Annotated in this window: 17 protein-coding genes; 7 read left to right on the top strand and 10 right to left on the bottom strand. The window is 43.4% G+C overall.

All coding sequences use genetic code 11. From position 1 onward, the window contains the following. Nucleotides 1–7: 7 nt before the first annotated feature. The 3 genes from NDJ01_RS13790 to NDJ01_RS13780 form a co-directional block, all read right to left on the bottom strand. The gene (locus NDJ01_RS13790; protein WP_012841798.1) at nucleotides 8–1,105 is read right to left on the bottom strand and encodes an amino acid ABC transporter permease; all 1,098 of its coding nucleotides are present in this window, start codon (nucleotides 1,103–1,105) and stop codon (nucleotides 8–10) included. 1 nt (nucleotide 1,106) lies between these two features. Beyond that, entirely contained in the window at nucleotides 1,107–2,312 is a 1,206-nt protein-coding gene (locus tag NDJ01_RS13785) for an amino acid ABC transporter permease (protein WP_258586864.1), read from the bottom strand. Between the two features lie 218 nt (nucleotides 2,313–2,530). Next, complete coding sequence (locus NDJ01_RS13780) at nucleotides 2,531–3,559, bottom strand: amino acid ABC transporter substrate-binding protein (protein WP_047102335.1); 1,029 nt, start codon at nucleotides 3,557–3,559, stop codon at nucleotides 2,531–2,533. A 460-nt stretch (nucleotides 3,560–4,019) separates the two neighbouring features. Between NDJ01_RS13780 and NDJ01_RS13775 the strand changes: the two genes are divergently transcribed. Then, nucleotides 4,020–4,940: a bifunctional precorrin-2 dehydrogenase/sirohydrochlorin ferrochelatase gene (locus NDJ01_RS13775; protein WP_005377406.1), complete on the top strand. Its 921-nt coding sequence runs from the start codon at nucleotides 4,020–4,022 to the stop codon at nucleotides 4,938–4,940. A gap of 104 nt (nucleotides 4,941–5,044) precedes the next feature. On the opposite strand, the gene NDJ01_RS13770 is transcribed toward NDJ01_RS13775, so the two are convergent. Both NDJ01_RS13770 and NDJ01_RS13765 read right to left on the bottom strand, forming a co-directional pair. Further along, on the bottom strand, nucleotides 5,045–5,527 hold the full coding sequence (locus NDJ01_RS13770) for a YajQ family cyclic di-GMP-binding protein (protein ID WP_005377415.1): 483 nt from the start codon (nucleotides 5,525–5,527) through the stop codon (nucleotides 5,045–5,047). Between the two features lie 21 nt (nucleotides 5,528–5,548). Further along, nucleotides 5,549–6,607 (bottom strand): 3-deoxy-7-phosphoheptulonate synthase, encoded by a 1,059-nt coding sequence (locus NDJ01_RS13765; RefSeq protein WP_006743262.1) that lies wholly within the window; start codon nucleotides 6,605–6,607, stop codon nucleotides 5,549–5,551. Nucleotides 6,608–6,981: 374 nt separating this feature from the next. On the opposite strand from NDJ01_RS13765, the gene NDJ01_RS13760 reads away from it, so the two are divergent. Further along, the gene (locus NDJ01_RS13760) at nucleotides 6,982–7,479 is read left to right on the top strand and encodes a DUF4442 domain-containing protein (protein ID WP_005396564.1); all 498 of its coding nucleotides are present in this window, start codon (nucleotides 6,982–6,984) and stop codon (nucleotides 7,477–7,479) included. Nucleotides 7,480–7,507: 28 nt separating this feature from the next. Here the strand turns inward: NDJ01_RS13760 and NDJ01_RS13755 are convergent, their stop codons facing one another. Next, nucleotides 7,508–8,860: a hypothetical protein gene (locus NDJ01_RS13755; protein ID WP_006743263.1), complete on the bottom strand. Its 1,353-nt coding sequence runs from the start codon at nucleotides 8,858–8,860 to the stop codon at nucleotides 7,508–7,510. 192 nt (nucleotides 8,861–9,052) lie between these two features. Here NDJ01_RS13755 and NDJ01_RS13750 point away from each other — a divergent pair, with 192 nt between their 5' ends. Beyond that, nucleotides 9,053–9,886, top strand: a complete 834-nt coding sequence (locus tag NDJ01_RS13750; protein ID WP_258586863.1) for a S1 RNA-binding domain-containing protein — start codon at nucleotides 9,053–9,055, stop codon at nucleotides 9,884–9,886. A 281-nt stretch (nucleotides 9,887–10,167) separates the two neighbouring features. Here the strand turns inward: NDJ01_RS13750 and rsmF are convergent, their stop codons facing one another. The 4 genes from rsmF to NDJ01_RS13730 all read right to left on the bottom strand — a co-directional run bounded on the left by rsmF (nucleotide 10,168) and on the right by NDJ01_RS13730 (nucleotide 17,467). Further along, nucleotides 10,168–11,604 (bottom strand): 16S rRNA (cytosine(1407)-C(5))-methyltransferase RsmF, encoded by a 1,437-nt coding sequence (rsmF, locus tag NDJ01_RS13745; RefSeq protein ID WP_258586862.1) that lies wholly within the window; start codon nucleotides 11,602–11,604, stop codon nucleotides 10,168–10,170. A gap of 150 nt (nucleotides 11,605–11,754) precedes the next feature. Continuing rightward, a complete protein-coding gene (locus NDJ01_RS13740) occupies nucleotides 11,755–14,403 on the bottom strand; it encodes a PqiB family protein (protein ID WP_258586861.1) in 2,649 nt (882 codons plus the stop codon). Next, on the bottom strand, nucleotides 14,396–15,646 hold the full coding sequence (locus NDJ01_RS13735; protein ID WP_258586860.1) for a paraquat-inducible protein A: 1,251 nt from the start codon (nucleotides 15,644–15,646) through the stop codon (nucleotides 14,396–14,398). Before NDJ01_RS13735 ends, NDJ01_RS13740 begins: the two co-directional genes overlap by 8 nt. Nucleotides 15,647–15,670: 24 nt before the next feature. Next, nucleotides 15,671–17,467 carry an ABC transporter ATP-binding protein gene (locus NDJ01_RS13730; protein ID WP_258586859.1) on the bottom strand — a complete coding sequence of 599 codons (1,797 nt, stop codon included), beginning with the start codon at nucleotides 17,465–17,467 and terminating at the stop codon, nucleotides 15,671–15,673. Between the two features lie 92 nt (nucleotides 17,468–17,559). On the opposite strand from NDJ01_RS13730, the gene NDJ01_RS13725 reads away from it, so the two are divergent. The 4 genes from NDJ01_RS13725 to NDJ01_RS13710 all read left to right on the top strand — a co-directional run bounded on the left by NDJ01_RS13725 (nucleotide 17,560) and on the right by NDJ01_RS13710 (nucleotide 21,643). Next, a complete protein-coding gene (locus NDJ01_RS13725) occupies nucleotides 17,560–18,033 on the top strand; it encodes a GAF domain-containing protein (protein ID WP_005396556.1) in 474 nt (157 codons plus the stop codon). A gap of 98 nt (nucleotides 18,034–18,131) precedes the next feature. Continuing rightward, entirely contained in the window at nucleotides 18,132–18,758 is a 627-nt protein-coding gene (proQ, locus tag NDJ01_RS13720) for an RNA chaperone ProQ (RefSeq protein ID WP_005396555.1), read from the top strand. Between the two features lie 17 nt (nucleotides 18,759–18,775). After that, nucleotides 18,776–20,782: a carboxy terminal-processing peptidase gene (prc, locus tag NDJ01_RS13715; protein ID WP_005396554.1), complete on the top strand. Its 2,007-nt coding sequence runs from the start codon at nucleotides 18,776–18,778 to the stop codon at nucleotides 20,780–20,782. A 195-nt stretch (nucleotides 20,783–20,977) separates the two neighbouring features. Next, nucleotides 20,978–21,643 (top strand): hypothetical protein, encoded by a 666-nt coding sequence (locus tag NDJ01_RS13710; RefSeq protein ID WP_005396553.1) that lies wholly within the window; start codon nucleotides 20,978–20,980, stop codon nucleotides 21,641–21,643. Nucleotides 21,644–21,701 lie beyond the last annotated feature (58 nt).

Here is a 21,701-nt window from a genome sequence, read left to right as displayed (position 1 = left end):
TGATGAGTTATCGTTTGTGACCGGTATGAAGTTTGTTTTCAAGCCATATCGAATAACGCGACATGCCAAAACAAAATACCCAAAACACCAACGCGACAAATACATAACTTTCAGTAGCAAAGCCTAGCCAGTCAGGGTCGGTGTTTGCTGCTTGTCCTATACCTAGTACGTCAAACATACCAATGATAAGAACCAAACTGGTGTCTTTAAACAATCCGATAAACGTGTTCACGATAGAAGGGATCGTAATCTTCAGCGCTTGCGGCAAGATAATAAGCCCTGTTTTTTTCCAATAACTTAACCCAAGTGCGTCGGCAGCCTCATATTGGCCTTTTGGAATCGCTTGTAAGCCACCCCGTACTACTTCGGCCATGTAAGCCGAGGCAAACATCACCACACCAATAAGAGCGCGAATAAGTTTGTCTGTCTCGGACCCTTCGGACATAAACAAAGGCAGCATAACGGAAGCCATGAACAGAACGGTAATCAGTGGCACACCACGCCAAACTTCAATATAGACGGTACAAATACTGCGAATGATGGGCATCTCTGAACGTCTACCGAGCGCGAGTACCACACCAATAGGTAATGAAACGACAATACCGACTAGCGCAATAATGAGCGTAACGAGTAATCCACCCCATTTGTGTGTATCGACCACTTCTAGCCCAAATATCCCACCGTATAACAGCCCAGCGATAATGAATGGGTAGATGTTTACGAAGAAAAGCCAAATCCAAATCCGTTTCGGTGTCTTTTCATACGCTAGCAACACAGTAAATATAGCCAATGTGATATAGAAAAGGCGAGGGCGCCACAGTTCAGACTCTGGATAGAAACCGTACATAAACTGCTCCCAGCGCACGCTGATAAATACCCAGCAAGCACCTTCTCGGCTGCAATCGTCACGCGTCGAACCAATCCAGTCCGCGTTGATAAACGCCCAATCAACGATATGCCAAATTGCACTAAAGACAAGATAAGCAAGAATTACGGTAACAATGGAGTTGACAGGTCCATTAAATAGGTTTTTCCGCATCCAACCAACAAAGCCGACGGTATTGGCTGGTGGCGGGAGATCCGGTTGAAATTGATGAGTACTCATATTATCTCTCCACCAGCGCGACTTTACGGTTATACAAGTTCATTAATGCAGACGTAATCAAACTTAAGGTTAAGTACACACCCATCGTCATCGCAATGATCTCAATCGCTTGTCCCGTTTGGTTCAGGGTAGTACCAGCAAACACAGAGACAAGATCTGGGTAACCAATCGCCATCGCTAACGATGAGTTTTTGGTGAGGTTGAGATATTGACTGGTTAAAGGTGGAATAATAATTCGTAACGCTTGAGGAATGACAACAAGCTTTAAAGTTTTCGAGCGTGGTAAGCCTAGCGACATCGCTGCTTCGGTTTGACCATGGCTAACCGCATTAATACCAGAGCGCACAATCTCAGCAATGAAAGAAGCTGTATAAACACTCAATGCCAAAAGTAGCGCAGCCAATTCAGGAATAATGCTAATACCACCTCGGAAGTTAAACCCTTTTAGTTCAGGATAATTTAGTGAAATTGGCATACCAGCAAGGAAGTAGACAATCAGCGGAAAGCCAACGACTAAGCCTAAAGCTATTCTTCCCATTGGCGTTTGTTGCCCAGTTAGGCGTTGCTTGTTATTCGCCCATACATTAATCAGCAAGCTGGCGATCACCCCGAAGATTAATGCAGCAATAACAAAGCCACTGCCTGGCTCCATGTCTGGTGCTGGAAAATATAAACCACGAACATTCAAGAAGATGGCTTCGCCAAGGCTCAAGCTTTGACGAGGTGAGGGTAATGCTTGAAGAACAGCGAAATACCAGAAAAATATTTGTAGAAGAAGTGGGATATTTCGGAACGTTTCGATATAAACAGCAGCCAAGCGACTCACTAACCAGTTAGAAGAAAGGCGGGCAACCCCCATGGTAAAGCCAATCACAGTAGCCAGAATAATACCTAATACGGAGACTAACGCCGTATTAAGAAGGCCGATGATAAATGTTCTACCGTAAGAGTACGTTTCATCGTATTCAATTAATGTTAACCCAATACCAAACCCGGCTTCTTGATTCAGAAAACCGAAACCCGTTGCAATACCACGAGCATCTAAGTTATTGAGAGCGTTGTTTACAATCGTGTAAAAGAAAAATACCAGTGCAGCAATGGCAATGATCTGGAAAATAGCAGAACGAAAGGCAGGATTATAAATCAGGCTCTTGCTTCCGCTTGGTTTGGACATCGTACTTGGCGATGCATCTTGTGTCGGTTTCATACAGCGATAACCTCAAACCTTAGTTATAGATATCGGCCTGTATAACGAAGTTTCGTCCTTGCTGGCTAAAGAATAACGCTCTCATGTCTGGTAACTTACGAACCTTTAAAGCCGTTCCACCAAGCGAGCGCTTTTCGCCATCCAATGAGCGATCCTTACTCATACAGTGAGATATAATCAAGAAAAAGGGCGGCATGCACCGCCCTGATTAACTCTTTCTATCGGATTGGTGGCGCGTACATAAAGCCGCCTGCATTCCATAGCGCATTAACGCCACGAGAGATTTCTAACGGCGAACCAGTACCGACTGTACGTTCGAAGCTTTCACCATAATTACCAACTTGTTTGATAACTTGGTAGCCCCAATCGTCGCGGATACCCAAACCTTTGCCTTTAGGGCCATCAACACCGAGGATACGCTTGATGTTTGGATCTGTTGACTTCAGCATTTCATCCGCATTCTTCGAACTAATACCGTATTCTTCAGCGTTAATCATCGCAAACAATGTCCACTTAGCGATGTTAAACCATTGATCATCGCCTTGACGAACGACTGGACCTAGTGGCTCTTTAGAGATGATTTCTGGAAGAACGGCCGCAGAGGACGGATCTTTCAAATTCAAACGTAGTGCATAAAGGCCAGATTGGTCAGTTGTTAATACGTCACAGCGTCCCGCATCAAAACCTTTCGAAGTTTGCGCCGCTGTGTCGAATACCACTGGTTTGTACGCCATGCCTTGGTTGCGGAAATAATCTGCAAGGTTTAGCTCGGTTGTTGTACCTGATTGAACACATACCGACGCACCATCAAGCTCTTTAGCACTTGATATACCAAGTTCCTTCTTCACCATAAAACCTTGACCGTCGTAGTAGTTCACACCTACGAAGTTTAGGCCCAGAGCTGTGTCACGGTGGAGAGTCCAGGTCGTGTTACGGGAAAGCACATCAATCTCACCAGATTGAAGCGCAGTGAAACGTTCTTTTGCGGTTAGGGGTACATATTTAACTTTCGTTTTATCCCCAAGAACGGCTGCAGCCAGTGCTTGGCAATATTCTACGTCGATACCTTCCCATTCGCCTTTTGAGTTAGGGTTAGAGAAACCAGGTAGACCGGTACTTACGCCACAAGTAAGAAAGCCTTGTTTTGTGACTTTGTCCAGAGTAGTGTCTGCTGCTTGAGCTGATGTTGCCATCATCGCAGTAGAAGCCGCTACGACGGAAGCAAGAACTGTGAGTTTATTTGCCATTTGTATCCTTCCTGTATGATCCATGTTTAATCAGGAGTGACCTGAAATAACGTGTCCAATTCGTTAGAGTTATCGTCCTACGTGATTGATTTTCGAAGAAACGGCATTCGATAGATCAACCAGTTATAAGCGTAGGAAAGGATCTGTTAATTCTCAAATATATAATTTAAATGAAGTTTTGAGAGAACTTACAAAGTGCCTTGAGATTTAGAATGACGAAATGTTAATTGTTTGTAAATAGTGCAATTCATGGACAATTTGGTGCATCAGAACAATCAATAGAAGAGTGAACAATACAAAAGAATAAAAAGTTGTTATTAAAACTGTCATTAGCTGAGCAAGGTGAAGTTCAGTAAAAATTCAAACAAAAATTATTTGTGATACCGAAACAGGGTGATGAGCTTGCCCCATTTTTGGTAGCATGGTCTACAACAGCTAATTAGAGTAATCATGGATTGAAATGCGATATTTTCCTCTGTTCTTAGATTTAATTAATAAACCCGTTCTCGTCGTGGGTGGCGGTGAGGTGGCAAGCCGAAAGGTGGAAGCGTTGCTAAAGGCTGGGGCGGATGTGACTATCGTTTCTCCGACGTTGGTTGATTTTCTGTCTAAGCTTGCTTCTGAGCATCAACTGCGCTGGGTACAACGTTTCTATTCGAGTGACATTGTCACTAAAAACTTTGTTCAAGTGTGGGCGACGACAGACAATCCTGAGCTAAATCACCAAGTGTACAAAGATGCCAAAGAGCTAGGCATCTTGGTTAACGTTGTGGATGATAAGCCTTATTGTGATTTCATCACGCCGTCAATGATTAATCGTGGCCGCATCCAAATCGCTATCTCTAGTGGTGGAGCTTCGCCAGTTTTAATTCGAAACATCCGTGAAAAGCTTGAATCGATACTGCCACAAAACATGGGGTTGATGGCGGATTTTGCTAACTCAAAGCGAAACTCAATTAAAGAGGCACTGCCTAGCGTCGATTTACGCCGCAAGTTTTGGGAGCAATTCTTCTCGAATCCCGAGGTGGAAAACGCGCGAGATAATCGTGAGTTAGAAGCAATTTACCAAGCGACCATGGCAACACCTTTAGATGAAAAGGGAAGTTGTACTTGGGTTCATGTTGGGAAAGATGTTGAGATGTTGCCAATAAAAGCCGTACGCTATATGCAACAAGCGGAGCTGGCTCTGTACTCAACTCGATGTGAAGCGAATGTGTTAGAACTAATACGAAGAGATGCAGAAAGAGAAGCTTTCTCGAGCGCTGCTGAGCTTTCGGATATGCTGGCCAAGGCTAAAGCTGAAAAGCTTCGTATTTGCGTGTTCATACCACAAGGAACGAGCGAATTCGTATTGTTGCAAGGGCAGGACTTGGTGATATAACCGCGTTAAAAAGTGGGCACTTGGCTTGCTCGATTAAAAGGCCAACAAAAAACGCCAGCGAACTATGCGCTGGCGTTTTTAAGCTAAGTTACTTCTCAGACTGATTAATCACGGAAGTTGTTAAACTGGAATGGGATGCCCATCTCTGCTTCACGAATCGCTGCCATTGTCGCTTGCAGGTCATCACGCTTCTTACCAGTAACACGTACCTTGTCGCCTTGAATAGAGGCTTGTACTTTTAACTTTGCGTCTTTGATAAGTTTCACTACTTTTTTGGCTGTTGGTGTATCGATACCTTGGCGGAAAAGCAGAGTTTGGTGCCAGTTCTTACCAGTTACATCTGGGTCCTGTGCATCCATTGCGTTTGCATCAATATTACGCTTTGCCAAGTGGCCACGTAAAATATCGCGCATTTGCTTAAGTTGGAAGTCACCTTCCGCAGACATTTTTACGTTTTCTTCTACTAGCTCAAAGCTCGCATTAACGTTGCGGAAATCGAAACGAGTAGACAATTCACGGTTAGCATTATCAACGGCATTACGTAGTTCAACCGTATCGATTTCAGAAACAATATCAAACGATGGCATGAAGATTCCTTGATTATTTTGTTATAGGGACTTTCGGGATTTAACGGCGTTTGCCAGCATATCTAGCATTGTAGCAGTATCTTCCCAGCCTAGGCATGGGTCTGTAATAGATTGACCATACGTTAGGTTGTTGATGTCAGTCATTGGCTGATTGCCTTCAAGAATAAAGCTTTCAGCCATGATACCCGCAATACGAGTACTGCCTGACTTAATTTGGTTACAAATGTCTTGGGCAACGTCGATTTGTTTTCTGTGCTGCTTCTGACAGTTTGCGTGGCTGAAATCCACAACCAAACGTTGTGGCAAGCCAAACTCGGCTAGAGCATCACACGCTTGTTTTACTGACGCTTCATCAAAGTTAGGGCCTTTCTCTCCGCCGCGTAAAATAATATGACCATATGGGTTACCACTTGTACGGTAAACCGTCATGCGGCCATTCTTATCTGGAGAGTAGAAGTAATGCGAGGCTTTCGATGCGCGAATTGCATCAATTGCAATTTTTACGTTGCCATTTGTGCCATTTTTGAAACCAACTGGGCAAGACAGCGCCGATGCCATTTCACGGTGAATTTGCGATTCTGTTGTACGAGCACCGATCGCGCCCCACGTGATCAAATCCGCGATGTATTGACCAGTAATCATATCAAGAAACTCAGTAGCAGTCGCAAGACCAAGCTTGTTGATATCCAGTAGTAGTTTACGTGCTTTATGGAGGCCAGCTTCAAGCGCGTAAGAGCCATCTAGGTTAGGGTCGGTAATCAAACCTTTCCAACCAACTACTGTACGAGGCTTTTCAAAGTAAGTACGCATCACGATAAACAGTTCGTCTTTGTACTTGTCTTGGATTTCACTCAGGCGAGTGGCGTAATCAATGGCAGCTTCAGTGTCGTGAACAGAACACGGACCTACAATTGCAAGAAGGCGATCGTCTTCACCCGATAAAATGTTTTCAATCTGACGACGAGATTGAGCGATACGGTCTGCAACGTCATCCGTAATAGGATGTACACTACCTAGCTCTGCTGGGGTAGGCATTGGACCCAAAGGTTGGGTTCTCAATTCATCTGTTTTTATAGGCATGTTATAGCTTTATTCTCTATTGCGAAGGGGTAAAGATAACGGAATTACAGGCAGGAATAAACCGTTTCACGGGAATCTTCGCCAGGAAATACCGAATTGTATACAAAGGTGTAGGTATTCATTTAAATGACTTATGTATAAATGACAAAACTTGATCATTAAATCAATATATATACATTTGAATTTATAACCATTTCATCTATCTCACCGTTACGCAATCAAGATAACTGCGGCAAACCTCATGTTTATCTGTGTGACAATGTCACTAAATTAGTGGCTAAATAACTCGTGAGATCGAGCTTTTGTTAACATTTCTTTGACATCTATTTCTTTCGTTGATTAACTGGTCTGACTAGATTGGTAAGGAGACCAAAATGTTATCAGCTGTACGTCGTGCAAATTTGTACCTAAATCTATTTGGCTTTTCTAAAGTGCCTCTGATTTGGCTTTGTCATCCTAAGATCATTGCGATAGATAGCGAGCACGTTGAGGTTCGAATCCCTTTGCGAAGAAGAACAAAGAACCATTTGAATAGCATGTATTTCGGCGCTTTAGCGGTTGGGGCGGATGTAGCTGGTGGTTTTCTTGCTATGAGCAAGGCGCAAGAAAAAGGAGAAGCGATCTCTTTAGCATTTAAAGGCGTCAAAGCCGAGTTTTTAAAACGTCCGGAAGCGGATGTACACTTTGTGTGTAACGATGGTCATGTCATTGATGAGATGCTCGATCATACGTTGGCAACGGGTGAACGAGTGAATCGCGATGTAAAAATCGTCGCGTTGTGTCCTAGCTTACATGGTGACGAACCTATGGCTGAATTCTCGTTGACTCTTTCGATAAAAAAAGCAGCCCAACAAAGAAAAGAGGCTGCTTAGTGGTTTGCTGTTTTTAAAGAATATCGCTTTAATTGAGTTCAATCTGCTCAATCGAGACGATTTTGGAGCGGTTTAAGACCACTTTCCAACGATAATAAACAGGCTCATCGGTGTGGTTGTCCTCTTTGACAATCACATTGAGCAAATGACGTTTCTCTACTGACTCTTTGGTCACTTGCCCTTCATTTAAACGATAAACTCGGTTTGAGCTTTTATCCATCAAACGGATGATAGGGCGCAAACTGATGTTCAGTGTTTCTCTTGTTTGCTCATAACCACTCAAGAATAGAGAGGTCGCCATTTCGGTTTTCTCGTGATAATGAAGTATCTGCTCTTCGCGCTGCACGACGCGCTTCTTACGTATTCTTTGAATCTTATCTGGCAAGCTACTTAACGTACGATAATCGAGCCACTCTAATTTTCTGCCGACCACTTTTTTCGTTGTTGGATCAACATACTTCTTACGCCACTTTGGCTTGCCTTTACGGATCCATCGCCACATCGCGTCGCGCAAATCATCTTTAAAGATTTCTCGTAGAGCATAAATAAATGACATCGCGATAATGAAGGACGCGGAAATTTCCCCAAGGTAATCGCGAGCGAGAATCACGGTTGAGGTCACGACAACCATCACCAAGCCAGTAGCAATACCTTTGATAGCACGCTTGATGTTGTTACCCATTGATATGGTTTCTTCACGAAGCACGATAGGGTGTTCAATCAAGCGTCTTAGCAAGCGCATTTTGTTAGATAGGCGAGTAACGTCTTCAACGACTCTTGGAGAGTTGTACTTGTTGAGTTTTCGATGGGCTTGCTCTTTTTCACAGAGCGTGATCAAGCGTTTCTTAATCGTGCCATAATCGCCTTCACGCGGGAGATGAGCCACTAGAGATAAAAACTTTTGCTCGGTATACCAAGACAGATAGTTATCGATGTTAACGTAGTACCGTTTTAAGTTCTCTTCATAAGGAATAGAACGTCGCAAGCGCTTTAAGATCTCAAGCGTGAGCTCGATAACTTCGTCAACTTCATCTTCCGTTACGGAGTTGTTCTGATGCTTGTTTAAACTTGCCACCGCTTTGTCTAGCGCGATAACGTATTGGTAAGCGAACAAACTCAAACTTACTCGGTATTGCTGATTCGACAGGCGTCCACGCTTGGCAAGTCGACTGTGTACTAGCGGTAGAAGGATTTCAGTACTGTAATAAGAGCGTTGCTGTGTGATTGAAGTGTAATAAAATTCGGATTCACTGATGATATCGGCGTTTAAACCAAGCTCACCAGGTATAAAAAAGTAAATATCTAGGTCGACACTTTTGCTCTTTGCGAGTGCATGACTGATTTTTAATGTTATTGAGTCTTGTTTATCGACGGTGACCAAAGAAAGCTCCTGACTTTGTTAAAGCATTCTTAACTTATGCGTACTGTTGAGCAGGTAAGCATAAAAGTGCTAAAAGAGTGACTGGGGCATATAGCTGAACGACAACAGCATAACAGAGCACTATGCTTTTCTCTCTGATTTTCTTGTTAGTTTAGGTATAATTCCACGTAAATTTAAAAAGAGACAAAATCAATGATTAAAATTGGTCAAATTAACAGCTTAGAAGTCATTAAAAAGGCTGATTTTGGCGTATTTCTGGATGGTGATGATTACGGTTCTGTTCTACTGCCTAATAAGTATGTACCAGAGGGTACTGAAATTGGTGAGCATGTAGACGTATTTTTGTACTTCGATTCAGAAAGCCAGCTTGCTGCGACCATTGAAAGACCTATTGCCCAAGTGGGTGAATGGGGCTTAATGAAGATTGAGGGCGTCAACGCGACAGGTGCTTTTGTAAATTGGGGCATCAAAGAAAAGGATCTACTTATTCCTTTTAGTGAGCAACGCACTCGCTTCTCTGCGGGACAAACTATTCTTGTCTATGTTTACACTGACAAAGCATCAGGCCGCATTGTTGGTACGACTAAGTTCAACAAATGGTTAGACAAAACTCCGGCGAATTATGAAGTTAACGAACAAGTTGATTTGATCATCGCAGAGCGCAGTCAACTTGGCTACAAAGCGATTGTTAACGGTAAGCATTGGGGCATGATTTTCCCATCAGATGTGTTTGGTAAGCTTTACATCGGTAAGAAACTGAAAGGCTTTATTAAGCAAATTCGTGAAGATGGTAAAATCGATCTCGCGCTACAAAAAGTCGGCGTGGCAAAAATGGACGATCTTTCTAGCAAGATTCTTGATCTGTTAGAGAAGAAAGGCGGCTTTTTACCTTTGAACGATAAGTCTTCTCCTGAAGCGATTTTTGATGCTTTCCGTACAAGTAAAGGTACTTACAAAAAGACCATTGGTGGATTGTACAAGCAGGGCAAGATTGTTATCGAGAAAGACGGCATTCGTCTGGCGTAACCCAAGCTCACGTATAGCGGATCGGCAGCCAAAAAAACGGCCCAAACTTTTCCTTTTTTGGGCCTAGGGGAAACGGCTCCGCAGAGCCTGCGCTAAACTTTTCCAACAATAATTTTGTTGGTGAACATAGAGAGAAATGCCATATCAAAGCATTACTTTGATACAACTAGTTTAGTACAGCGTATCCGGATCGCTAGCGAGCCCAGTTGCTTTCATACTTACGAATTAAAAAGCCATTGCAAATACGATGGCTTTTCATTTATTTATGATTCGCTACTTCTTTAAAATAAGTTCTTATCTCGTACTAATTCGCGAGGAAGACCGTTTTTAATTCTGTTGCTTACCCACTTTCCAAGGCCGATGACTGCGCCTTGATAGGTGACAAGCACTTCGCCTTTACCTGTTTTCATTCCCTCAGGAATCATTTGTGGGCGAACATCACGCCCCATGTACCATTCGCGCGCTTCTTCAATGGTTAGCTCGATGGCGTTTGCCTCAGAGCCCGTCGCTAATGCCGTTGCCACCTGATGCTGCCAACGGTAGCCATTTTTATGGGCTTCCGCGATCTTTATACCCATACGGGAGAAGCGTAATTCGCCGATCATTGGCTCTAAAGAATTAGGGAACAACCAGACATCTTTATCGCGAAGCCATACAGAACTGTCATTCGGAAGTTCAATACCTAACGCACTTTGCAGCTGTTGGGCAATTTCAACCGATTCTTTTTTCGATGCTTTGGTAAACGGGAACTTGCCCATGCGCTTTTTGACCTTTGGTGGTTCAACAGCAGCCAATTTACGAATTCTTGCAACAAAGAATCCCTCACAGTCGTAGACCTGTGGAAAAATATGCAAAAAACCTTCTTCAGTCAGGGCTGCATTTGCATCTTCAAACAAGTTTTCAAGGCTTTCAAACTCAACGGCATCACCAAAGGTTTCTTTCAAGTGATGACAAACTTGTTGGTTTTCTTCGGTACTGAGTGTGCACGTTGAGTAAACCATCACACCACCGGGCTTTAGTGCATGGAAGGCGCTTTCAATAAGATCTTTCTGTGTGTCAGCTATGTCGAGCACGGAAGCTTGCGTCCAGTTTTTCATTGCATCTTCGTCTTTGCGAACGGTGCCTTCGCCGGAGCAGGGCGCGTCGAGCAGAACCGCATCAAATTGTTCTGGTAGCCAACCGCCAAAAACGCGCCCATCGAAGTTACTTAGTGCGGCGTTACGTACACCACAACGTTCCACGTTGGCATGCAGCACTTTTACACGACTTGCGGCGTATTCATTAGCCACGAGAACGCCTTCATTGTTCATTAAAGCCGCGATTTGAGTGGTCTTTGATCCTGGTGCAGCTGCTGTATCTAACACGGCATCGTAAGATTCGTCATTCATAAACAGCGCAGATACTGGCATCATTGAACTGGCTTCTTGAATGTAGAATAAGCCTGACATGTGCTCTGCAGTGTTGCCTAATGGTACAACTGACTCGTCCGCTTCAATCCAAAACCCTGTGTCACACCAAGGCACAGGAGAAAGCTTCCAGCCTTTTGCGTCTGCACGTTCTAGAAACGCTTCAACACTGATCTTCAACGTATTAACACGAATACTTTTGCGCAGTGGCTTTTGGCACGATGCGATAAAGTCTTCCATGTTGAGGTGAGCAGGAAGGATAGTTTGGATTTTTTCCAGAAACGCGTCTGGGATGTAAACATTAGGATGCAATGTGGGATCTCGTTTGCAGAATTTGTGGCAAATAATATACGAAAGCGAAGCAGAAACGAATAGTGACAAGGGCCGAGCAATAAAAAAGAGCAGCGATTGCTGCTCTTTTAAGGTAATCAAACTTCAATTGTATGTGAATTGAGCTTTATTCTACGGCTTAGGAATCGCAGTACGCCATTGAGTCCAACCTTCTTCAGCTTGTGGATATAAAAAGAAAGATTGCCCACTTTTTGCCGCTGGTGGAATAGTCGATTGCTCTGGCGTTGAAAACGCAATTCCTCCGCGAACTAAACTATCAAATGTGCCCGCTTTGATGTTCGCACCAGTAATTCCGATGGAGACATCTACTCCTGAAACATTCCAAAACACACTGTTTTGACGAACGAGGTAAGCATATTCAGGCTGTATCTTGATGGTCGTGACGACGCGATCGGCAAATTCTCCTAGGCTCACGTCGGTTACTTGGCCGACTTCCATCTCGCGGTAAAGAATAGGCGTTCCGGCTTGTACTGAGCCTCGTTGTTCACTTTGTAAAGTAAACATCATGCCCTGAACACGTTCTGAACCGTTTTCCAACTGAAAATCAAATTTAGCTTTACCTTTACCTGGCTCAACACTGATGGATTTCGACACCAATGCGCCAAGGTTTTTCACGCCCCCTAAGCCAATCTCTGGCTCAGTTAGCCAAAAATGTGAGCCTTCAACCGCAATGTTTTCTACGTATTCAGGTAGAATTCTTGCGGTAATTTCAACCATATTGCGACGAAAATTCGGTACAACCAGTGTGACTTCACCAACTTTGACGCCTTGATACTCAATCGGCATTCCTTTAGCAATCTCTTGCGAGCCGTCGGTTTCTAAAGCAATGACGCGTCCAAACTTGCGAGCGGTTTTTTGATCTGTATATAACTTCCAGTTGTCTCCAATTTTGTTTTCAACGCCAGGAACAGAGTCAAAAGCGATGCCACCTTCGATTAACGATTTTAAAGGGTGAGCTTTTACACTCACACCGGCTAGCGATGCATCTATCTCTATCCCTGAACGGTTCCAAAAGACGGTTTGCGGTGTTACGAGGTAAGCAAAGCGGTTTTCGATGGTTGCTTTAATTAACACACCGCCATCAACCAATTGGAAATCGGAGACGTTACCAACAGGAAGATTACGATAGAGTAGAGGGCTGCCTTTGGAAATCGGCGGCAATTCAGAAGCAAACAGTGTGAGTGCTCTAGAGCCACTTTGGTTGTACTGTGCTAGTTCTGCCAATGATTCGTTTTGGAACAGTTGATACTCTTTTTGAATATCTTGCTTGCCTTCGCTTACAAAGCTAATGGACCCAGTTAACAACTGTTTTGCCGGAGGAACGGTAACGCTGAGGCCCGATTCCGTTAACTCTGCAGAGGCACTTCCGGTTACATAAAAACGGTTGTTTGATTTGATCAGGTGTTTGTATTCATGATCAATCAATACGTCCATAAATACTTCATGTTGTGATTTTTTACCTTCTTCAACTAAGCCTACGTTGATAATTGAACCGACAACGATGCCTTTGTAAAGCACGTTGGCACCGCTATCTAGGCCAAACGAGTTGTCAGACACTAAACGAATAGCGATGGACTTTTCTTGCTGTTGGTTAAAAACGTTTTTACGAATGGCAGTAAAGCGGCGAGAGCGATCACCGGCACCTGGCACAATGGTTAAGAAGTTTCCTCTCACGAGATTGGCAATGTTTTCAACACCAGAGAGAGACACTTTTGCTTCTTCTAAGACGAATCGGGTACCTGTCGTCAGCATGTCACTGAAAGCTGGTTGAATTGCAGCTGACGCTAATATCACTTCTCGCCCTTCGGATAGGCTTAAGTCTGTAACTTGGCCAATCTCGATTCCGCGATACATAATGGGTGCGCCTTCGCCACTGATTTTACTGTCATCAGGGAGGACGATTTTAACAGCGATACCTCGACCTGCGGTTTTCAAATCTTTATACAGACGGAATTCAGTATTCTCTTCTACAGGCTCACCGTCATCCGGAGAATCGACGGCGATCGCGCCTCCGAGTAGAGCACTCATGCTTTCTAGCCTTACATCGACGCCTTCAAAACCGATGCTGGCACCGATTCCACTTACGTTCCAAAACCGACTGCGGTTGTTAATGATATGTCGGTATTGACCCTGAATGTTGGCTTGAATCGTGATAGATTTTGCGTCTTCATCCAGCTGGTAGCTGTAGACTTCACCGATTGGAATTTTCTTATAAACAATTTGAGATCCAATCGACACACCACCTAAATCGCGGCTTTTGAGTTTAATGTTCAAACCTTGTGAAACGCGCAAATCTGTTGGTGCAGAGTCTAACGCATGGAACGTTGTTTCAAACTCTTGACCATCTCCAGGTTGAATCGATATGTAATTACCCGATACGAGCGCATCGAGCCCAGAAACTCCTGTTAGGCTTGCTGTTGGTTTTACCAGCCAAAAGCGAGTTTTATCGTTCAGCAATTTTGCCGCTTCAGGGTAGATATCGGCATCAACATAAATACTGCCGAGATCTTCAGTGAGGTTAATGTCTCTCACCATACCGACTTCTAGCCCTTGGTAACGGATAGTGGTTCGCCCGGCGACCAAGCCAGCAGCGTCAGAAAAATAGATTTGCACCCGTTGTCCTGCATCGTGTATCGACTTTACCACAAGCCAGCCAGCTAAGACCATGGTCAAAATTGGCAAAAGCCAAAGAGGAGATATGCCTTTGCTCCGCTTTACATCTGGTACGTATGACGTTTGAGAACTGTTCTGATCACTCATTCATTGACTCTTTTTCTGATTGTGTTGGGCCTGTTTGGTCCCAGATTAGCCTTGGATCAATACTTTCCGCTGCAAGCATGGTCAATACCACGACAACACCAAAGGCCACGGCGCCATATCCTGGTGTGAAATCAAGTATCTGACCACGATCGACTAAGGTCATCATGATAGAAATAACAAACAAGTCCATCACAGACCATTTACCGATCCATTTAACAACAAAGTAAACCATCATTCGTTGTTTCTTAAACACCGAACGTTTGAATTGAATGCAAAGCATGATGTAGGCAAGACCAAGTATTTTTACAACTGGCACAACAATACTGGCCACAAAAATGATCACTGCGATGCCATACATACCGCTTTTTACCAACCCAGCTACGCCTGAGAAAATAGTATCTTCCAAACGCTTACCATTGGTAAGCAAGATGGAAATAGGAATCAAGTTGGCTGGGAAAATCGCTATCGTTGCCGCAATGAGGTAAGCCCACGTCTTCTGAATGGAGTTAGGCTTGCGATGATATAACTCGTGGTGACAACGCCGACAATGATCGTCTTCAGGTTGAGACAAGTGGCACTCATGGCAATGCACGTCTTTGTGTTCAAAGGAATAAAGGCTTTCTGGTTTCCAGGCTTCCCAGTAACGACGCACACTGATTCGAGAAACTAACAAAACGGTAAATATCTGCAAAAGAACCAGACCAATTAACCCTGGGCCTACAAAAATGTCGGAATAATCTTGGAGTTTGAAGCAGGAAATGGCGATGCTAACTAAGAACACATCCAGCATTACCCAATGTTTCAAATGTTGAATTAGCCACAGTGAAACACGAAGCCCTCGAAACCATCGTTGATGCAGCGAGATATGTGCCGTAACCACTGAAACACAAACCGTCAGAGGCGCTAGAGAGCTACAAAATAGAATAAGCAGTGAAAGAAGAACAAAGCCTTCTTCCATCAATGTGATCATCCCTGATGGTAGGGTTGCCGGAATCATCACACCAAAGAGTCGAATACTAATAAAGTTAAAAAAGTGTGATGGAATAAATAGCAGGATACAGGTTATCGCGACGGCTAGATTACCTGAGAGGCTAGGGCTACCGCCTCGATACAACTGTGTGCCACAACGAGGACAGTGTGCATTTTTTCCATTGGGTAAGTCGACGATATCGACAGGCAATTCGCAACCTTGGCACAAGCGCACATTATTTGGCTGCATGGCGTGCTTAGACAGAGAGGTCATAACGACCTCTCTAACTTGAACGATTTAAGCGTGGGACTGTATGCCCCCATATAAGGTTTGATATAAGCCTTCTTGCTCAACTAACTCACCATGAGTACCTGTTTGCGTCACTTTTCCATCTTCAAGCACGTAGATCAAATCGGCTTGTTTTACGGCTGATAGACGGTGCGCAACGATTAATGTTGTTCTACCACGTAAGAATTCAGTCAATGCTTTGTGCAATGCCGCTTCAGTAGCGGTATCAAGCGCAGACGTGGCTTCATCTAAAATAACAAATTGAGGATCACTCAGCACCATTCTTGCGATGGCAAGGCGTTGTCGTTGACCACCTGACAAACGAATGCCGTTACGGCCGACTTGAGTATCCAAACCGTGGTTCAGTTGAGAAATAACATCTTGCAGCTGAGCTACTTCAAGAGCTCGCCAAAGTGACATTTCGTCAAAATTCCCACCGAGTGCTAGATTATGCCTCAAGGTGTCGTTAAATAGTATAGGTTGCTGTAATACCACGGCAATTTTGTCGCGAATTACTTCAAAACCAATATCTTCTGTTAATTCATCATTAAAGCGAATGCTACCGGAGTTTTGACGATAAACCCCAATAAGTAGTTGTATTAAGGTCGACTTACCGCCTCCGCTCGCACCAACTAACGCCACTTTCTTTCCTGCCGGTATATGTAAAGAAAGGTTATCTAGGACTTTGTTTTCATTATTATAAGAGAAGTCTACGTTTTCTACTTTAACATCGACTTCTCTGTCTTCTTTGAAAGGGTTTACCTTAGGTACCGGTCTTTGTTCTTCTTCTAATACTAATAAGTCGTTGATGCGTTTTAACGCAGCTTTCGCGCTGTACCAAGAAAACTGAATGCCGAGCAGCTCTTGAACAGGAGACAACATAAACCATAGGTAACCAAAAACAGCAAAGATTTGACCAATAGTGAGGTCACTAAACATGACCATCAGCATGGCGACGGCTCTGAATAACTCAAAACCGATTAAGAAGAGTAGGAAAGAGACGCGACCTGCCGCCTCTGATTGCCACGCATACTTGTCTGCATCCACACGAACTTGGTTCGCACTGTCTTTGAGTTGCTGGAGAAATTCTCGTTCTTTATTGGCTGCGCGCAGCTGGTAAATGCCATCTAATGTTTCAACTAAACGATTTTGGAAAATTTCAAAAGAATGATTTTCCTTCCGTTTCAGATGTTTAACCATACTTCCTAGTTTACGTGAGAAGTAAATGACAATAGGGTTAACTAGCAGAATAAATAGACCAAGTCGCCAGTCGAGCCAAAGCAGAACGATGGCAGTACCAATGACCGTTAAAAAACTGATAACGAATTTTGCTAACGTAGAACCAATAAATTTATCAATGGTCTCAATGTCAGTGATAAGGTGAGCGTTGATGCCTCCGCTGCCTTTGGTTTCGTATTGGCGGATGCTGATACGACCAAGCTTGTCGATCATTTTACTGCGCATCTCAAACGTGATCGTTTTAGAAACAAGTGTAAATTGTCGGCTTTGAAGGATATTTAACCCCTGACTTGCAGCTCGCATCAGGACGACCAAGAAAAGGGTGAAAAATATATAACCCGTCGGAGTGTGCCACGCTTCAGGGAGAATGGCATTCATAGCAGCTAAGCCTTTTGCTGGTTGGTCCAATAAAACCTCATCAACCATCAACGGCATGAGAAGGGGGATTGGAACACTAATCAAGGTTGCAAGCACCGCTATCAAGTTCGCTATGATCAGCTTGGACTTGTGCTTTTTTACTTGTGTTATCAACCAAGAACGGCTAATAGTGTCATTTTTCAGAAGCATTGTAATTGAGAATAAGTCCTATTATAAAGTAGGGCTGCATTTTAGCGCCATACAGTGAGAATGGAAGCTTTTATAGTAAGTAGGAAGTTAATATGAACATAGAACAATACCATAGACTAACCAAACAAGCCGTTGCTCTAATTGAGTCTGAGCCAGACTTTATTGCTAACCTAGCAAACTTGAGCTCACTGCTTTTCATGGAACTGGACGATCTTAACTGGGCTGGCTTTTACCTAGCAAAAGGTGAAGAGCTCATTCTTGGTCCGTTCCAAGGAAAACCAGCTTGTGTCCGCATTCCTATGGGGCGCGGTGTCTGTGGTACTGCTGCAAAAACTAACACTATACAAAGAGTATACGACGTTCATGAATTTGAGGGACACATAGCGTGTGATGCAGCGAGTAATTCGGAAATTGTGATTCCGTTTTCTATCAATGGAGAGGTGGTTGGTGTCCTTGATATTGACAGCCCAAGTATTGGTCGATTCAATGAAACAGACGAAGAAGGTCTCACTCATTTCATGGCTGAAGTAGAAAAGCTGCTTAATTCACACGCGAACGACGCATAAATTAGCCCTCGAGTGTGGTTTTTCCTTGGCATGTCACTATAATACGAGAATATTTTTTCTTAATGCTTCGCGGAAATCCGCTCAAATCAGGAACCCTCATGACTGAAAAGTTAAAAAACAGCAAAGAAGTTATTGCATATATTGCTGAATGTTTCCCTAAGTGCTTTACTTTAGAAGGTGAAGCAAAACCTCTGAAAATTGGTATTTTTCAAGATCTTGCGGAACGTCTAAGTGAAGACGAAAAAGTAAGCAAAACACAGCTTCGTGCAGCGTTAAGACAGTACACTTCATCATGGCGTTACCTACATGGTGTAAAACCAGGTGCAGTACGTGTAGACCTAGACGGCAACCCTTGTGGTGAGCTAGAAGAAGAGCACGTTGAACACGCGAAAGCGACACTTGCAGAAAGCAAGGCGAAAGTTCAAGCTCGTCGTAAAGAACAAGCACAAAAAGCTCGTGAAGAGGGTAAGGCGAAAGCGAAACCAGCGGCTAAAAAGCCTCAACAGCCTCGTCGTACTAACAAACCAAAAGTACAAAAACCAACTAAGCCTGTAGAAACGCGCGCTCTAAATGCTGATGAAATCACAGTAGGTAACGCAGTTAACGTGAACATGGGCAAAGGAAACATGGCAGCGACCATTGTTGAAATCAATAAGGATGATGTACGTGTTCAACTTGCTAACGGCCTACAAATGGTTGTGAAAGCGGAGCACTTGCGCGCATAAAGGAGATACTCCTACGCATGAATTGCCGTTCAAAAGTGACACTGATTGCTGCTAGCTTATGGCTAGCAGCATCAGCTCAGGCTCTCGAAGCCAAACTACATAAAGATGACTTGCCGGTTCTCGCTCCTGAAGTTCAGCACGAAACAGCTAGCAAACGAGTCACCTCTCGATTTACCCGCTCTCATTATAAGCATTTCAGCCTCAATGATGATTTCTCCAAAGCGATCTTTGAACGCTATGTAGAATTGCTTGATTATAATAGAAATATTTTTACTCAAGCGGACATCGACTCTTTTAAAGACTGGTCAATTGAGCTTGATGATCAGCTAAAAGCTGGTAACAACCAAATTGCTTTTGATGTTTATAACCTCTCAATGCAAAAGCGTTTCGAGCGCTTTGCTTATGCGTTAACGCTACTCGACGAAGAGATCAAGTTTGATACTGATGACGAGATAGAGTTAGACCGTTCTGAAGCTGCATGGCCAAAAGACGAAGCAGAGCTCAACGAGTTGTGGCGCAAGCGTGTGAAATATGACGCGTTAAATCTGAAACTGACTGGCAAAGAGTGGCCAGAGATTAAAGAGGTTTTAGAGAAGCGTTATAACAACGCGATGAAGCGGATCACACAGACTAATAACGAAGATGCATTCCAGTTATATATGAATGCCTTCGCCCGACAAGTCGACCCTCATACTAGCTATCTTTCTCCACGTAATGCTGAGCAATTCCAATCGGAAATGAACCTTTCTCTGGAAGGCATTGGTGCCGTTCTGCAAATGACTGACGATTACACAGTAATTCGTTCACTTGTTGTTGGTGGCCCTGCGTCGAAGAGCAAGCAGCTTGGCGAAGGGGATCGAATCATCGGTGTTGGACAAGACGGTGAAGAGATTGTCGACGTGATCGGTTGGCGTCTGGATGATGTAGTTCAATTAATCAAAGGCCCAAAAGGCACAAAGGTTAATCTACAGATCTTGCCAGAAGGTAACGATGCTAAGAGTTACATTGTCACAATTGTTCGTGACAAAGTTCGTCTAGAAGATCGCGCAGTGAAGTCGGAGATCATCGAAAAAGATGGTAAGAAGATTGGTATTTTAGAAGTGCCAAGTTTCTACGTCGGTTTGTCGAAAGATACCGATAAACTGCTTGCTGAGTTAAAAACCAAAAACGTTGACGGCGTAATCGTTGATCTACGTAACAACGGTGGTGGTGCATTAACGGAAGCGACAGCATTAACAGGGTTATTCATTAAAGAAGGTCCTGTTGTTCAAGTTCGTGACAGCTATGGTCGTATTAAGGTGAACGCCGATACTGACGGAAAAGTGAGCTATGATGGTCCGCTGACGGTGTTGATTAACCGCTACAGTGCTTCAGCGTCTGAAATTTTTGCAGCAGCGATGCAAGATTATAATCGTGCCATTATTTTAGGTGAAAATTCTTTCGGTAAAGGTACGGTTCAACAGCATCGTTCACTGAATCATATCTACGATCTTTTCGATAAAGAGCTAGGCTACGTTCAGTACACGATTCAGAAGTTCTACCGTATTGACGGTGGAAGTACGCAAAATCGCGGTGTTGCACCCGATATTTCGTACCCAACACCAATTGAAGCTTCTGAAACGGGTGAAAGTGTAGAAGACAATGCACTACCTTGGGATCAGATTGATAAAGCAAAATATCAAACCTTCCCAAGCAACGAAGCACTAGTTGAAAAACTCACCGCTCTTCATAACAAGCGTATTTCTGATGAGATGGAATTCCGTTTCATCAATGAAGACATAGAGAAGTATCGTAAAGAAAAAGACGATAATATGTTGTCTTTGAACGAGAAAGTTCGCAAGGCTGAATCGGATAAAGCGGAAGCACTTCGTTTGCAACGCATCAATGAGCGTCAAGCTGCTTTAGGTAAGGAAGCATTCAAAACATTGGATGATATACCTAAAGATTATGAAGCGCCTGATGTTTATTTAGATGAGTCTGTCGCGATTATGGTTGATCTACTCAAGCAGAAAAATCAGTCATAATAACTGGCAATTCAAAGTAAAAAGAGTGAGTCTTTCAGGCTCACTCTTTTTTTATGTCTTTTCATCTTTGTTTGTATTGAGTATCAAGTAAGATATTCGCTTATTTTTTCCCAATAATTTACGTGATCTACATCTAAAATTTCGCGAAAGTGAGGACTACTGCCTAAGCTAAAAGAAAACGATAAGGATGCCGATATGAAATGGTTCTTTATTTTACTTAGCTTTTGCTGCTTTAGTGTGTTTAGCGGAGAAAACACCAGAGAAGATGAATTAAGTCACTTTGACACGCCGTTTCTCATCGGAGACTGGTATTTAATGAACCCAAACCCCGAAGAGTCGGCTGAAAATTTTCGTGCGATAAAACTGTCACTGGGTTCCGACTACAGCTTTTCTATTGATATTCAAAAGAAAGATTATTCTGTCGATCATTGGGAAGGATTGTATAACGCCAATGAAGACACCATCGTTCTTGGCTTAAACACAGATGAGCCTCAAATTTATGCCTATCGCAATAATCACAATACGCTTGATCTTAATGGTGTGACTTTTACTAAAGGGTTGTCTAACTCGCTAGCGGGCATATGGTCTAGCTCTTATGTATCCGGAGATGGCCTTGTGGCAAACAACATCAACCATATGGATCTGATACTTCAACCTGACTTCGTGTTTATGTTTCGGGTATCCAACGAAGAAGGGGATGAGTCAATCAAGCAAGGTGTTTTCTACACAGAAGATGAATATTTAGTCTTGCTCTATGAAAATGGCGAGCACGGGACCACCTATAAGCTCAACAAAAATGAATTAACGATTGAAGATTCAAATGGCGATATGTACGCGGTACTTAATCGGGTAACGCCTTGATAGCTTATCTTGCTACGACAAATTACGCGAGCATACGGTAAATTGTCAATGTTGTTTA

It is taken from the genome of Vibrio sp. HS-50-1, assembly GCF_024747315.1.
GTDB classification, from domain to species: Bacteria; Pseudomonadota; Gammaproteobacteria; order Enterobacterales; family Vibrionaceae; genus Vibrio; species Vibrio diabolicus.
The sequence above is the reverse complement of the archived record's forward strand: the minus strand, read 5'-3'. Positions and strand labels throughout refer to the sequence as shown.